Origin of the sequence: Bacillus sp. PS196 (assembly GCF_037963555.1) — a bacterium.
Taxonomy (GTDB): Bacteria; Bacillota; Bacilli; order Bacillales; family Bacillaceae; genus Bacillus; species Bacillus subtilis.
This window is the reverse complement of record NZ_CP150159.1, coordinates 4,100,180-4,113,773: the sequence shown is the minus strand read 5'-3', so window position 1 is coordinate 4,113,773 and position 13,594 is coordinate 4,100,180. Positions and strand designations below refer to the sequence as shown.

Here is a 13,594-nt window from a genome sequence, read left to right as displayed (position 1 = left end):
CAGAGTTCAAATCACTAGATGGAAGAACTAAATTCACACTTTATATTTTAATTTTGCTTAAAAGATTTCCAAAACAGTAGATTCATAGACCAATTTATGCAAATATATAGTAATATTCTCATTGAAAGGAAGAGACATAGAAGGAATGAATTCATTTATCCGTCCTATAGAAGGAAACAATACGTTGTGGAGATATTTTTTCGCTTTTTTGGTGATGGTAGGGTTATATGTATTCGGGAATATAGCTTACCTTTTCGCTATACTGTTCACGGTTATTGTGAATCCCAATATCACGTTTGATTTGGATGAAGCTGTGCTGAGTGATCCCCTCGTAGATCTTTATTTGTCGCATGTGATTTATTTATTCGCCATTCCGGGAGTTTGGCTGGCTGTGCGCTTTATTTTGAAGCGGCCTTTCCGAACTGTGATTACACCAAATTCAAAGATGAATTGGCGGAGAATTTCCTTTGGCTTTATTGCTTATTTCTTGCTGATGATCGCCGTACAATTGATTGATTTTGCGATTCATCCTGATAGCTATTCAATGCAAGAGTTTAATGCCTCACGCTTTATCTGGCTGCTAGCGGCTGCCCTCATTTTGGTTCCGATTCAGACATCAGCTGAGGAACTGTTTTTCAGGGGATTTTTGCTTCAAGCTTTCGGGAGATTGACGAAAAATCCTCTATTTTTGACACTGATTGTCGGAGGATTGTTTGGCGTATTGCATTTTGCGAATCCAGAAATGAACAATGGCGCTGTCTGGGCAGGAATTGAGTATTTAACATTTGGTTTTGTGTGGACCTATTACACGATTAAAACTGGAAGCATCGAAATATCACTTGGCGCCCATGCCGCGAATAATATGTTTTTGTGTATGTTTATTACAGAAAAAAACAGTGTGTATGGAGGAATTCCTTCTCTCTTTACGGTTACGCGGGGGAACCCGATGTGGGAGGCTTTCTTTACGATAGCGGTCAATCTTGTGTTTGCGGGGATCGCTTTATGGTACCATAAGAAATCAAAAAGTAAGCAGCAAGGGTCTTAATCCCTGCTGCTTATTAACGTTTGGATGGCTTCTTCGATATTCGTTGTCGGCTGCTGGCAGGCGAAGTTTTCACAAATATACACGGTTGTTTTGCCGTCTATGATGCGGTAGTCTGCCGCGAATGGCGCAATGTCTTTGCATTGATCAGGATGCTCTGCTACCAGAATGGAGTCGTTAGGCTTAAAGGCTTTTTGGAGCTCTGTTATGATTTGTTTTCTGGCTGGATCGTCTGCACTTCCAAAAATCACGATTTCTTTCTTAGGCATCAGATGTCTTAATACACTTTGCATAAAGAAAGCATGGCCGCTCGGATACGCGTCGATGTCTGGCTTGAACACGGAAAACATCGTTTCTGCTTTTTCAATTAGTGATGAGTCGCCTGTGACTTGCCCGAGACGCAGCAGCTGAACAGCCGCCACACTGTTTCCGGAAGGCACGGCGCCGTCGTACACTTCTTTTTCCCGGACGATTAAGGCCTCAGCATCGTGTCCGGTGAAGTAGAATCCGCCATGCTCCTCATCCCAAAATAAGCTGATCATATCGTCTGTCAGTTTCTTCGCTTTTTGTAAAAAAGATAGATCAAACGAAGCTTCATAGAGATCCAGATAAGCCCATAGGAGAAAAGCGTAATCGTCGATAAAGCCTTTGTTTTTCACTTCGCCGTCTCGATATCGGACCATTACACGGCCGTCGATGATTAATTTGTTTTCAATAAATGTGATGGCGTCTTTCGCTAGGCTGAGATATTTCGGCTCCTGGTATACCTTTGCCGCTTTCGCAAGACCCGCGATCATCAGCGCGTTCCATGAGGTCAGCACTTTATCATCGACATGCGGATAGGTTCTTTCCTCGCGTGTCTTCAAGAGCTGCTGTCTTGCTTCTTCGAGTTTGAGACTGAGCTCTTTTTCGGTTAACCCGGCATCCTCTTTGATTTGTTCTCGCTTTGTGTGAATGAGGTTAGGAATATTTTTGCCTTCAAAGTTTCCTTCTTCAGTGATGTCATACACTTGGCAATACAGCATTCCGAGATCGTCTCCGAGCGTTTTTAGAATCTCTTCCTTTGACCACATGTAGTACTTTCCTTCTTCTCCTTCTGTATCCGCGTCTAAAGCAGAGAAAAAGCTTCCGTCTTCATGAGTCATTTCCCTCTGAATGAACGTAATGATCTGTTCACAAATCTCTTTATAGCGGCTGTTTTGCGTGACCTGATAGGCTTCTGTATAAGCGGTCAGCAGCAGCGCATTGTCGTACAGCATTTTTTCAAAGTGGGGAACGAGCCACTCGTCATCGGTCGAATAGCGGGCGAACCCATAGCCGATATGATCGTAAATGCCGCCATTCGCCATGCTGTCCAGCGTTTTCGTCACGTTGTATAAAGCGTTCTCCTGCCCCGTATTGTGATGATAACGAAGCAAATACATCAGCATATGGGGCATCGGAAATTTCGGTGCCTGCCCGAAACCGCCGTAGATCGTATCAAACCCGCTGGCAAGCTGCTGGAATGTCCGGGAAATCGCTGACTCGCTAAGGCCTTCGCCTGATTTGGCGGCTGTTTTGGTCTGCAGATGTTTAGCGGCGTTCTCCGCAATATCCTCGACATGCTCACGGTCGTTCGCAAACGTCTCAGACAGATGCTCAAGCACATCAACAAAACCGGGACGATTGAATTTGCTCGTCTTTGGAAAATATGTACCCGCGTAAAACGGCTTCTGATCAGGCGTGATAAACACATTCAGCGGCCAGCCGCCCTGCCCGGTCATCAGCTGGCAGATTCTCATATAAACAGAATCCACATCCGGCCGCTCTTCCCGGTCGACTTTAATCGCCACAAACCGTTCATTGAGAAGACGCGCGATTTCTTCGTCTTCAAAGCTTTCGTGAGCCATAACGTGGCACCAATGACAAGTCGAATAACCGATGCTGACCAGAACCGGCTTGTTTTCGCGTTTTGCTTTTTCAAATGCTTCTTCTCCCCACGGGAACCAGTCCACAGGGTTGTGGGCGTGTTGGAGTAAATAAGGAGACTTTTCAGCGATTAATCTATTGGGTTTACTTTTATTTGGCATGGGATCACCTTCTTTCATTATTTTTTTAATCACCAATACTTTACCACAAATCTGTTTTTAAATTCGTTAAACACTGAGGTGTACAATTATTTGTGATTGTAAAATAATATCCAATAAAAGGATAATAAAAATATAATAAATTAACTACAGCATGAAATAATATAGGAGGAAAATTTATAACTGAAAGGAGTATAGTATCTTGAATAATCTAAGTGTTACGCTTACTCAAAGTACTATTGAGAATTATTTAAGAGCACAATTAGCTAATATTGCATTTCAAAATGAAGAGGAAACTTTATACGATGATAATGGAATTAAAATAATAGCTAATGTCCATGTAAGAAAAATTGGGTTTGATGATTTTGTTTTAAGTCCACCGAATACTTTTGAAATTAGGAGGCTTAGTGTTGTATTTGAAAAGCTTAATATTGTTGTAAGTGCTGATTTACCAGGATTTAGTGATAGACAGGTGATCGATATTCCTGATTTACCTGATATACGAGATCCGTTTACAGGAAGAGTAATTGTTGAAGGAAGAGAAGTTCCGGACATTGTTCTGTGGGATGTTAATTTATTTGGAGAAGACGAAGACATTAAATTAACATTAGGACTTGAAGAAATTGTTAAACCAGTCTGCTCTGCAAGTTTTAATTTTATTATTAATGGTTTTAATGTGTCGTTAGGTCTTAATGATTTTGAGATGAATGATTTTGTAATTCCAGAAAGTATAGCTGACACAGTAAAAAATAATATTATAGAAGAGGTTAAGAAAAAAATAAGAGAAGCAGTTGGTAATAATGACTTTGGGAAATTGATTGAAAAAATTGGTGATTTATTAAAGTTAATTCCTATTCCAGATATCACGGGGTTGATTATTGAAAAGGTTGTAAAAAGTGACCAATTTGAGCAATTTGTAGCTAAGGAAATAAGTTCAAAACTAGGAGAATACGTTCTATATATGCCTCAGCAGTTTAAACTTGGTACTGAATCATCACCAATTGAATTAAGTATAAATCCTCCGACTGTAAATGTAATTGAGAATAACCGAATTACAATTAGTGTAGATGTGAATGAGTTATAATATTAAATAAAAAGCTCCTTAGTAATAACTAGAATCCATTTTGATTAGTTGATCAAGGTGGATTCTAGTATGTTATTCCAGAGTTCCAGTCCATTCATAAACGCTTAAACCTTGTTTTTTAATCAAGATTTGTTGTTCGATCTTTGATTACTTAGGGGAAATCTTAAATGTCCAATCAGATTTAAATTCTCTCCCATTGTACTCTTTATTTTTAATTTCCTCTATAAAATGGAGATTAACAATTGGTGTACCATCATCAGTAATAGTAATATCTTTAATACATTCTATAATTAGTCTGCATATACAATCAGTGTCTAAATTAATAATTGTTGATAAGATTTCTTCAATATGTTCATCAGTAGAAAACCACTCGAAAATTTTATAATGTTGGTGGGATAAGTGTTCTTTAAACTCTTCTATTTTTTCGTTCGACCAATCCTGTAGGCAATCATACAAATATTGATACGATGTCGTTGAAAAGAATTTCTCGATCGGGTCTTGATTTAAATCTTTAGGGATATCAGAAAAAGACCATTTTAAGAAGTTACGTATTCCATTACTAAGACTTTCAAATACATCGCTAAAAAACTCTCCCTTATCTCTATAAAGCAAAGCAGTCTTGTTTGTAACCTTATCGATAATAAAATAGCTAATCAATGGATCTTGCCAAATAGGAAATTTTGAATTGATTGTGGGGCGAAAGAAGTAATCTGCAGGTAACTCGAATACTAAATTTATCCGCAAAATTTGTTCTAATGTTGGAAAAGCTCTCCCCTCAAAGTAATCATCTATTTTGTGATCTTCAAATCCAACAAGTCGCCCAAATTCCAATTTATTATATTTGGTTTGGGTGTAATATAACCAATTAATTTTGTCTGAAAATACATTGGTCGTAAATTTAAAATCCCCTCTTAAATAATTCATTAATATTCTTCCAAAATCGTTGTCATAACTGTCTTTATTTCTTTTTAAAATTTTCAAGTCTCTTTCTTTGAACTCATATTCCTCTTGTTCGCGAGTCTGCTTCATAATTCTTTCAAGGTCTTCTTTATCAGCTATAACACTTTGTGTGTTTCTTCGGACATAGGGGAAATTTGCTTGAACGATGGTTCCTTTTTGCCCTGTTAAATCTTTAGGAGATAAGTTTACTTTTTTTGTTTTAGGTATATATAAAATACCTAAAACTTTAGTATCACCTGCATAATCATGTTTAAAATAAAGGAGTTTTACATCTATTGAATAACCTAATGTGGTGCGAATTTTATTACCGAGTTCGGCTTCATCTATTTGATTTGTTACTCCCACGAGTTCATGATCTTTATCTTCCACCCCTAAAAGTAGATACCCTCCTTCAGTGTTTGAGAAAGCCAAAATATCTTTTAATAACTGATAAAAGTCTTCATTAGGCTTTAACTTTAAATCTCTTTTAAAATCCCAGTAGTTATCTTCTCTCCCCTTTGATAAATACTCAAAAAAAACATCCTTACTAATCATTTTTTATCTTCTCTCCTTATGATTTAACTAGAAAAGCCAAATGCTCTTCTAACGGTTTAATATTCTTAATATATTTGTGTCAAGCCACGAAAGTCTTGTAACCGCAAATTAAACCGCAAGCGCTAGACTAAATGTACCTTTTTATATTAATAATTGTAAATGGTTTTTTGATCTGACATAATACAATTAATGTAAATATTCTAAAAATTTTGTAAATCTGTGGGGTGAGATTTGCTTGGATCATACATCTATAAAAAAAGAAAGGATTCCGTATGAAATTTTAATATCTAAGTTGAATTCATGGTATACCACCATAAAGAAAAATATGATTGAAGAAGCCCAAAAGAAGAAGTCGGAAATTGAATCTCTTTTAGAAGAAGTTGAAATGAAGCAAGATGTCCTTCTATATTATCAACTTTTAGATTTTAGACATGAACTAATGCTAATTTACTTGAGATCGAAAGACGTTGAAGAAGTGAGGAATACTTACGAAATTTTGAAAGAAAAAGAAGGCAGTTTGTCAAAAATGCTTGAGTATTATTTCTTCTTTTTCATGGGAATGTACGAATTTAGAAGAAAAGAACTTGTTTCTGCAATTAATGCCTATAGTTTAGCTGAAACAAAATTATCAGAGATTGAAGATGAGATTGAACGTGGGGAATTTTATTTTAAAGTATCAGAAGTATATTACTATATGAAACAAACCTATTTTTCACTGAGTTATGCAAAGAGAGCTATAAAGATATACCAGAAATTTGACATTCATGACGAAAGAATACTTCATTGCAGGTTTATTGTAGCTGGAAATTTAATTGATACTTTAAATTACAATAGTGCTATTAAGGAATTGAAAAAAGGTTTACAGGATGCTTTTAAAATCGGAAAAAAATATCTCATTGCAACATTTCATATGAATTTAGGTATTGTTTATAGGAGTGTTGGTCAATATGATTTGTCGATTCAAAATCTCATGAAGGCCTTGCAAGTTTTTCAAGAGGAAAAGCATATTTTCATGTCTAAAACTTTATTTAATTTGTCTCATGTATTGGCACAAAAAGGAAAGATGAATAAAGCGCATGTTTATTTTGAACGAGGAAGTGCGATTGTTATACGTAACAATGATTATGAATACCAAGCCAAGTTCAAATTGCTAAAGGGACTATATTTTTCCGATGAAGATGTTTCTTTAATTAATGAGGCCTTAGAATACTTTCAATCAAAGAAATTATTTGCTGATATTGAAGAATATGCTCATGAAGTTGCGAGTTTTATTATGAAAAAGGAAATTCTTCGCTCTCTAACGAATATTATCGTAAGGTAATAGCAGCCAGAAACGAAATTCGAAAAGGGGAGATTATTCATGAAGAAAAAAATGATTGCCTTATCAATGACAATTTTAATGGGGATGACAGTACTGGGCTTATCCTTTAATTCAGATACTTTTGGTCATCAAGCTAAATCTGAAAACGTAATTAGTCTTACGTCAGATCGGCTTGGAAGCTAAAGTCAACCCACTCGTTTTTTCGTGAGTGGGCTTTTTCTTTATATAGAGATTTCGCATACATGATTAATTCCTGTTTCCATTCGGTTTCTTGACAGAAGTTTTAATTGTGAGTGTTTGTGCTGTATGACATGTGTAGGTAGATTGAAGAAAGATGCTAGTTGATGGATTGTTAAGTTTTGTATTTCGAAAAAATGTTCTTTTAATAATTTGTAAGTTTGTGGGCTTTAAAGAATTAAAATAAGGTTGTAGAGCAAACTCTACAACCTTATTTATTGTATTCGATCGTAGCCCATCCTATGTATTCTTTTTCTGTGTTTGGTAAAACAGCTGCTCGCAGGTAAAAACGATGTTTTCCTGATTCTTTTGCTTTAATCCAAGAGCATGTATCAGTTTTATACGCATAGTTCCATGAACTGCCGACTGATTTCCATTGAGAGTCGAACCACCCTGTTGATTTTTCCAAATATATATTAATTCGGGACTTCTGAGCCCATTGTATTGGTTCAGTTTTGACTCTGGCCTTTTTACCTTTATCTATGTTGATATGTTTACCGTATACTCCACCATAAAATTCGTATTTATTGGTGTATGAACCGGCCAGCGCACTAACTGGAAGCAAGAGACAGAATCCGATAACTAAAGCTAGAGCCCCTTTTTTTGCAACATTTTTCACTTTTACATCAACCTTCCTTTTATGTATAATATACTTTATTATAATAATATATGACTAATAAATCAACAAAAATTGGAAGGGGATTTTAAATTGACAACACAGACATTACCAATGGTTTTATTATTTTTAATATTTATTATTTGTGAGATTGTTTATTTGATTATCAAAAAGTTTGCTCTAAAAGAAAAGTTGGCATCCAAACGTACCTTTATAACCTCTATATTTATCTTTTATTTTTTAATGTTACTTAAGCTGGTCTTTTTCCCAATAACGTTTGGACCCATGGCAAGAGAAATGAGTTTTCCATCGGAAGCTTATTTTCAATTCATTCCTTTTAAGACAATTATGTTTTACGTCTCTCATCTAGGGCTTAATCAATTAATACAGTTTGTTGGAAATATTCTATTGCTTGCTCCGTTAGCGCTATATCTAAATACTCTTTGGAGAATAAGTATAGTGAAAAATATTTTTATTGCTTTTCTCTCACCTTTATTAATTGAAACAATTCAAGGAATAATAAATTCGATAACTGGCTACCCAAATAAAGTATCTGATATTGATGATGTGATTAGTAATGCAGCTGGGTATCTATTAGTCCTAGTATTTGTTCCGATTTTTATAAAGATTTATAAAAGTATGTAGTTCAGTGACTGATTGTTAAAGAAAAACCTTTACATAATATGGACGACTAAAACGAATTGGAATTTTTTTCTGCGTTAATAAAGGATTGTTTAACAAATGTTAAACAATCCTTTATAATTTGTCATAAAGTTCACTTATTGCATTATTCATTTATCAATTCTATCTTTAATGATGGCGGTTTTTTGCTACCTCCTTTAGGATAATGCCATATCACCTTACTTATAAATGATGTTAATCCTTCATTTAGTTTCGTATCATCGAGCTGTTTCCAATGGTTAAGAAAGTGATCTAGTCGCTCAACGAGGGATTCTTTTGCCCTTATCTCATCTTCATGTGTTATGTTTTCTGTTTCTTGTAATTCTAATTGAAGCTTATCTAATTCTCGTGAACGTATTTTTTTTCTTTCTTTAAATTCTTCTAAACTAATTAAGTCTTCCTCTAATTGTATTTGAAGCATTTTCAGTGCTTTTTCAACTTTCTTCATTCGTTCTTCAATCATTTGTATTTTGATTGCCTTAGAATCGAAAGGTTGGGATTCCTCTTTTGAATTTTTGAGTTCAGCAATTATTTAACGGGTATTACGATTGTAGGCGGTTTATTATCTATCGGCTTCTTAGACCATAGGCTGCTGCCTATTGACGTTGATCACTCTACCTATTTGTATAGCAATATGCTCATACTTTTTGCAGGAACCATTGTTATTTGTTGGCTAGTAATCTTGAATGTATATAAACGTTCGCGGAGGCATCGCTAAATGAGTGAAAGGATCAATCTTGTGAAAGTAATCCAAGGTTGATCCTTTTTTGTAAAATGAATAAACATGGCATCAATAGCATGTTCTTTAGATTAGCCATCGTTAGCTATACCCAATAGATACGAGAACAGGCTTGTTTTCGCGTTTCGCTTTTTCATATGCTTCTTCTCCCCAAGGGAACCAGTCCACAGGGTTATGAGCATGTTGAAGTAAAATAAGTAGACTTCTCAGCGATTAATCTATTGGATTTATTGTTATTGGGCATAGGATCACCTTTTCGTTTTTTTATAAACACAAAACTTAGCCGATTTACTTAAAAGAGGGAGAATGAAATATACTATAATGTTTAATTATGTTAATGCGTCCTTTCCAGTCTTCTTTTCTTTTAATACAAGAGAATGGATATTTTTAGCTCTGTTAAAATTTGATGTTGATAATTCAATAGTATTAAGGAGAACCCATTGGATTCCCCCTTTAGTTCAATAAGAAAAATAACTGTCGAGTGTTACCTTACAATGTATATTTTGGAGGGAAAGATTTTTTTAGCCATTCCAATGATAAACGATTTGCACAACGCCAGAGGAAAATGTTCTTGTATTCACCATTTTTAAATTTATCCTCTGTTTTACATCAATAAACAACGGTTTTCCTTCTCCCAAAACAACAGGGTGAATAGATAATCTAAATTCATCAACAAGCCCCAAATTTATAAAAGTTGTAATGAGACTCGCTCCACCATAAAGCCAGATGTCTTTACCGGGCTTTTTCTTCAATTTAATTACTTCTTCAAGAATATTATCATTTATAAATATGGCTTGATTATCAATCTCATTTTGTGTTCTGGAAAAAACATATTTCTTTTTACTATGAACCAATTTCCAAATTTCCTTTTCTGTATCAGGGTCTTCATTTTTTGGAATATATTGTCCCCATAAATCGTAGCTTTTTCTGCCATATAAAATAGTATCAATTTGATTTAAGAAATCAGTAAACCCCATATCAGGGTCCATAATGCACCAATCAACTTCTCCATTTTTCCCTTCAATAAAACCATCTAAAGTAACTGCTAAATCTAAAATGATTCTTCTCTGTTTTAAGTTATTTGTCATAACTATTCATCCTTTTCCATAAGAAGTTGGTAGAAATTCTTCTCCCACTCTCGCACCAGATAGACTAAGTTGCGTTTATGGACTGAGTGAAGAACAGTATCCTAAAATGAAAGTGCCCACTACTTTTCGCAGCTTGATTAGCCGGAACACTCTTTATCTTCACTTGGTTAAATGAAAGCTCTGCTCGATTAAGTTATAGATTTCGCCTTCTGGATCTGTCCGTTCTAAAACAATTGAAATCCAATGTTCCTTATCCATATGATATCCGGGTAAGATATTTTCCCCGTTTCTTAAGCTATCACTTATTTCAGGGGGACATTTTAGATTTAGAATATCTATTTCGCCATGACCATCCAAGCCTAATTTTTCTGGGAGAACATTCATGATAAGACCGTACCATTTTTTGTTTGATGTATGTCTCAGAGAAGCATAGTTTGGGTATTTCACCCACGGGTAATCAGGCGATGTACCGTATTTTTCTTTGACGTGTTTAAAGATATCTTCTCTTGTTAACATACTCAATCACTCCTTTATTCACTCTACTTTCTTCTTGAAAAAGTCAAAGAGCGATCCTTGGTTGTCCTTTGGATACTTCAATAGAGATGTCATCAATGGCAGAAGCTGTGTCAAAGCTTCCTCTCTCCACGGATACTAGTCAACAGGGTTGTGGGCGAGTTGAAGGAAGTATGATATTTCTCATTGAGTTTATTGTTAGTGGGCATAGGTTCATCTTCTTTTCTCTTGTTTCTATTCCTTTTTACTGTACCACAAGCCTCTGTTGAAATACCCCATTAAGACAGTGAAATAGAAAAATCGCTATATATAAAAGGTAATGGATGCTGTTCTTTTAAAGAGTGCCCTTTTGGAAGCTGTTATCGATCGAAACGAGTATGCTAATATAATCTCGTTTAGGAGGGGATTGATATGATCAAGAAAATGACTCAAATGAATTTGAAAGATTTCAATAAACCAAACGAACCTTTCGTTGTTTTTGGGAGAATGATACCTACTTTTGAAAACGGTGTTTGGACATATACTGAGGAACGATTTTCTAAACCTTATTTTAAACAATATGAAGATGATGAAATGGATGTTAGTTATATTGAAGATGAAGGGAAGGTTGTCTTTTTATATTATGTTGAAAACAACTGCATCGGCCGGATTAAGATTCGTTCTAACTGGAATGGGTATGCACTAATAGAGGACATTGCCGTTGCAAAAGACTATAGACAAAAAGGCGTTGGAACAGCATTATTACATAAAGCGATTGAGTGGGCAAAGGAGAATCGTTTTTGTGGTCTTATGCTTGAAACACAAGATATTAATGTTTCAGCTTGTCGTTTTTATGCCAAACATCACTTTATAATAGGTGCAGTTGATACGATGCTTTATTCCAACCTTCCAACAGCAAATGAAATTGCGATTTTTTGGTACTATAAATTTTAATTTATCATAAAATTATTGAACGAAACGTAGCTTGTTTTGCGTTTCGTTTTTTCAAAGAAGAGGTTTTTTAACCCCTTCTTTTTTTTGATAAGAATTGTTTTTCCACAATAGGCATAAAAACGTGAAGGATCATTCCTCCCAAACAGACGGTTAATAGGGTTCCGATGCCGATAGGGCCTTTAAAGATGATGGCTAATACTAAGAAAAGAGCGTATACCAATGTTCTTGAAAACAAGATTGTTCTTTTGGAGAGATCTCGGATAATAAGTGTTAAATGATCGATGGGTGTTGATGCGAATTTCGTCTGAAGATAGATGGCTGTTCCAAGGCCGATGAGCACCAAACCAATTCCGAAACAAAACAGTTTGCTTAACAACGCATTTAGATAGATGGTGTTTTTTACAACAAACAACCATAGGTCAATGCCTATTCCAGTAATGAATGCTGTAATTAAGCCTAGCAAAATAGGTTTTTTTCTCGTTAATATAGCGTTGCAGATTAAGAGGATCACAGAAATAAGGACCTCCCAGCTCCCTACGGTAAGACCGATTTCTTTTGACAGACCAACCAAAAGGGCATCGAAGGGTGATGTGCCCAGTCCTGATTGTATGGTTAAGGAAATGCCCAAACTTAATATGAGTATGCCTAATCCGTAAAAAATATATTTCATGTTAAATCCGCGATATGTCTTTTGTCATCAAGACATGAGGGATGCCGTCTTCCATAAATGCCTGTGAAGAAATCTGGTAGCCCAGTTTTTGATAAAAGCCTGTTGCTTGTGTTTGACCATGCAGCTTACATGCAGTCAGTCCTTTTTCTTTTATGATTTCTTCTAACCCGCTTACGATGACTTTCCCCAATCCGTACTTACGGTAAGGTTTTAGGATGCAGATTCTTTCCAGCTTTGCTGTATGGTCAACGATGCGCACACGGCCCGTGCCGACAGGCTGATTCTCATGATATACCAAGACATGCTGGCATTGTTCCTGGAGCGTATCAAATTCATCGAACTCTTCGGATTCCGATACATGTTGCTCCTCAATGAAAACCGTCTTTCTAATATTCAAAGCTTCATGTAAATCAGCTTCAGTTGTTATTCTTTTTATATTCATTATGAATCAATCCTTTTCTGATATTAGTCTGGACTGTACAGCATGCATGTGGTCTTATAATAGTAAGGTTAAAACATTTTTGTTGTAATTGCAACAAAAATACGTGAGGGGTTTTAGGAATGAATGATATTTTGCGTGAGATCGGCATGATAGCAAGAGCGTTGGATTCCATAAGCAACATCGAATTTAAAGATTTGGACTTAACAAGAGGGCAGTATCTCTATCTCGTACGTATATACGAAAATCCGGGAATTATTCAAGAAAAATTGGCGGAAATGATAAAAGTGGACCGGACAACGGCCGCGCGGGCCATTAAGAAGCTGGAAATGCAGGGATTTATTCAAAAACTGCCAGATGAGCAAAATAAAAAAATAAAAAAACTGTTCCCGACTGAGAAAGGGAAAAAGGTATATCCATTGTTAAGAAGAGAAGGAGAACATTCCACGGAAGTGGCCTTGTCCGGTTTTACTTCAGAGGAAAAGGAAACCATTTCTGCACTCCTTCATAGAGTGAGGAAGAATATAGAACGTGATTGGGAATATGTGAAGAAGGGGAACAAAAGGGATTATTAATGGACAATGTTAACAAGGCAGCTGATGCTGGCGAAAATCGGCGTCTCCTCCTCAAGAATTCCAGTCCGCTGGAGTGTGGGACCATTTTCAAGATAA

Annotated in this window: 15 protein-coding genes and 2 pseudogenes; 8 read left to right on the top strand and 9 right to left on the bottom strand. The window is 35.8% G+C overall.

Annotation, left to right across the window (positions count from 1 at the left end):
- The first annotated feature begins 145 nt into the window (after positions 1–145).
- Entirely contained in the window at positions 146–1,045 is a 900-nt protein-coding gene (locus NST79_RS21325; protein ID WP_015250787.1) for a type II CAAX endopeptidase family protein, read from the top strand.
- Here NST79_RS21325 and NST79_RS21320 read toward each other — a convergent pair.
- Positions 1,042–3,111 (bottom strand): thioredoxin domain-containing protein, encoded by a 2,070-nt coding sequence (locus tag NST79_RS21320; protein WP_212060059.1) that lies wholly within the window; start codon positions 3,109–3,111, stop codon positions 1,042–1,044. The two genes, NST79_RS21325 and NST79_RS21320, sit on opposite strands and share 4 nt — an antisense overlap.
- Positions 3,112–3,310: 199 nt before the next feature.
- Here NST79_RS21320 and NST79_RS21315 point away from each other — a divergent pair, with 199 nt between their 5' ends.
- Positions 3,311–4,192: a hypothetical protein gene (locus tag NST79_RS21315; RefSeq protein WP_212059711.1), complete on the top strand. Its 882-nt coding sequence runs from the start codon at positions 3,311–3,313 to the stop codon at positions 4,190–4,192.
- Between the two features lie 147 nt (positions 4,193–4,339).
- On the opposite strand, the gene NST79_RS21310 is transcribed toward NST79_RS21315, so the two are convergent.
- A complete protein-coding gene (locus NST79_RS21310; protein WP_212059710.1) occupies positions 4,340–5,686 on the bottom strand; it encodes an ATP-binding protein in 1,347 nt (448 codons plus the stop codon).
- A 235-nt stretch (positions 5,687–5,921) separates the two neighbouring features.
- Between NST79_RS21310 and NST79_RS21305 the strand changes: the two genes are divergently transcribed.
- Positions 5,922–7,007, top strand: a complete 1,086-nt coding sequence (locus NST79_RS21305) for a Rap family tetratricopeptide repeat protein (protein WP_339225793.1) — start codon at positions 5,922–5,924, stop codon at positions 7,005–7,007.
- Between the two features lie 39 nt (positions 7,008–7,046).
- Positions 7,047–7,190, top strand: a complete 144-nt coding sequence (locus NST79_RS21300; protein WP_212059512.1) for a hypothetical protein — start codon at positions 7,047–7,049, stop codon at positions 7,188–7,190.
- A 265-nt stretch (positions 7,191–7,455) separates the two neighbouring features.
- Here the strand turns inward: NST79_RS21300 and NST79_RS21295 are convergent, their stop codons facing one another.
- The gene (locus tag NST79_RS21295; RefSeq protein WP_163130456.1) at positions 7,456–7,863 is read right to left on the bottom strand and encodes a hypothetical protein; all 408 of its coding nucleotides are present in this window, start codon (positions 7,861–7,863) and stop codon (positions 7,456–7,458) included.
- A 90-nt stretch (positions 7,864–7,953) separates the two neighbouring features.
- On the opposite strand from NST79_RS21295, the gene NST79_RS21290 reads away from it, so the two are divergent.
- On the top strand, positions 7,954–8,505 hold the full coding sequence (locus NST79_RS21290; protein ID WP_212059481.1) for a VanZ family protein: 552 nt from the start codon (positions 7,954–7,956) through the stop codon (positions 8,503–8,505).
- A 142-nt stretch (positions 8,506–8,647) separates the two neighbouring features.
- Here NST79_RS21290 and NST79_RS21285 read toward each other — a convergent pair whose 3' ends face one another.
- A complete protein-coding gene (locus tag NST79_RS21285) occupies positions 8,648–8,989 on the bottom strand; it encodes a hypothetical protein (RefSeq protein WP_212059483.1) in 342 nt (113 codons plus the stop codon).
- Between the two features lie 72 nt (positions 8,990–9,061).
- On the opposite strand from NST79_RS21285, the pseudogene NST79_RS21280 reads away from it, so the two are divergent.
- Positions 9,062–9,259 (top strand): annotated as a pseudogene (locus tag NST79_RS21280) (tetracycline resistance MFS efflux pump); the annotation flags it as partial.
- A 102-nt stretch (positions 9,260–9,361) separates the two neighbouring features.
- Here the strand turns inward: NST79_RS21280 and NST79_RS21275 are convergent.
- The 3 genes and pseudogenes from NST79_RS21275 to NST79_RS21265 all read right to left on the bottom strand — a co-directional run bounded on the left by NST79_RS21275 (position 9,362) and on the right by NST79_RS21265 (position 10,884).
- Positions 9,362–9,524: pseudogene (locus NST79_RS21275) on the bottom strand (DUF255 domain-containing protein).
- 277 nt (positions 9,525–9,801) lie between these two features.
- Positions 9,802–10,368, bottom strand: coding sequence for a dihydrofolate reductase family protein (locus NST79_RS21270; protein WP_212059484.1), 567 nt, complete (start codon positions 10,366–10,368; stop codon positions 9,802–9,804).
- 159 nt (positions 10,369–10,527) lie between these two features.
- Complete coding sequence (locus tag NST79_RS21265) at positions 10,528–10,884, bottom strand: MmcQ/YjbR family DNA-binding protein (protein WP_003226867.1); 357 nt, start codon at positions 10,882–10,884, stop codon at positions 10,528–10,530.
- Between the two features lie 408 nt (positions 10,885–11,292).
- Here NST79_RS21265 and satA point away from each other — a divergent pair, with 408 nt between their 5' ends.
- A complete protein-coding gene (gene satA, locus NST79_RS21260) occupies positions 11,293–11,814 on the top strand; it encodes a streptothricin N-acetyltransferase SatA (protein ID WP_014481497.1) in 522 nt (173 codons plus the stop codon).
- A gap of 67 nt (positions 11,815–11,881) precedes the next feature.
- Here the strand turns inward: satA and NST79_RS21255 are convergent, their stop codons facing one another.
- Both NST79_RS21255 and NST79_RS21250 read right to left on the bottom strand, forming a co-directional pair.
- Positions 11,882–12,484, bottom strand: a complete 603-nt coding sequence (locus NST79_RS21255) for a YitT family protein (protein ID WP_212059485.1) — start codon at positions 12,482–12,484, stop codon at positions 11,882–11,884.
- Position 12,485: 1 nt separating this feature from the next.
- Complete coding sequence (locus NST79_RS21250; RefSeq protein WP_116315642.1) at positions 12,486–12,926, bottom strand: GNAT family N-acetyltransferase; 441 nt, start codon at positions 12,924–12,926, stop codon at positions 12,486–12,488.
- 119 nt (positions 12,927–13,045) lie between these two features.
- Between NST79_RS21250 and NST79_RS21245 the strand changes: the two genes are divergently transcribed.
- A complete protein-coding gene (locus NST79_RS21245; RefSeq protein ID WP_003226875.1) occupies positions 13,046–13,498 on the top strand; it encodes a MarR family transcriptional regulator in 453 nt (150 codons plus the stop codon).
- Positions 13,499–13,594 lie beyond the last annotated feature (96 nt).

Bases quoted from the DNA above. Each gene is read 5' to 3' on its own strand.
- NST79_RS21325 (WP_015250787.1), top strand. From the start codon at position 146: ATGAATTCATTTATCCGTCCTATAGAAGGAAACAATACGTTGTGGAGA.
- NST79_RS21320 (WP_212060059.1), bottom strand. From the start codon at position 3,111: ATGCCAAATAAAAGTAAACCCAATAGATTAATCGCTGAAAAGTCTCCT.
- NST79_RS21310 (WP_212059710.1), bottom strand. From the start codon at position 5,686: ATGATTAGTAAGGATGTTTTTTTTGAGTATTTATCAAAGGGGAGAGAA.
- NST79_RS21300 (WP_212059512.1), top strand. From the start codon at position 7,047: ATGAAGAAAAAAATGATTGCCTTATCAATGACAATTTTAATGGGGATG.
- NST79_RS21285 (WP_212059483.1), bottom strand. From the start codon at position 8,989: ATGAAGAAAGTTGAAAAAGCACTGAAAATGCTTCAAATACAATTAGAG.
- NST79_RS21270 (WP_212059484.1), bottom strand. From the start codon at position 10,368: ATGACAAATAACTTAAAACAGAGAAGAATCATTTTAGATTTAGCAGTT.
- NST79_RS21265 (WP_003226867.1), bottom strand. From the start codon at position 10,884: ATGTTAACAAGAGAAGATATCTTTAAACACGTCAAAGAAAAATACGGT.
- satA (WP_014481497.1), top strand. From the start codon at position 11,293: ATGATCAAGAAAATGACTCAAATGAATTTGAAAGATTTCAATAAACCA.
- NST79_RS21255 (WP_212059485.1), bottom strand. From the start codon at position 12,484: ATGAAATATATTTTTTACGGATTAGGCATACTCATATTAAGTTTGGGC.
- NST79_RS21250 (WP_116315642.1), bottom strand. From the start codon at position 12,926: ATGAATATAAAAAGAATAACAACTGAAGCTGATTTACATGAAGCTTTG.
- NST79_RS21245 (WP_003226875.1), top strand. From the start codon at position 13,046: ATGAATGATATTTTGCGTGAGATCGGCATGATAGCAAGAGCGTTGGAT.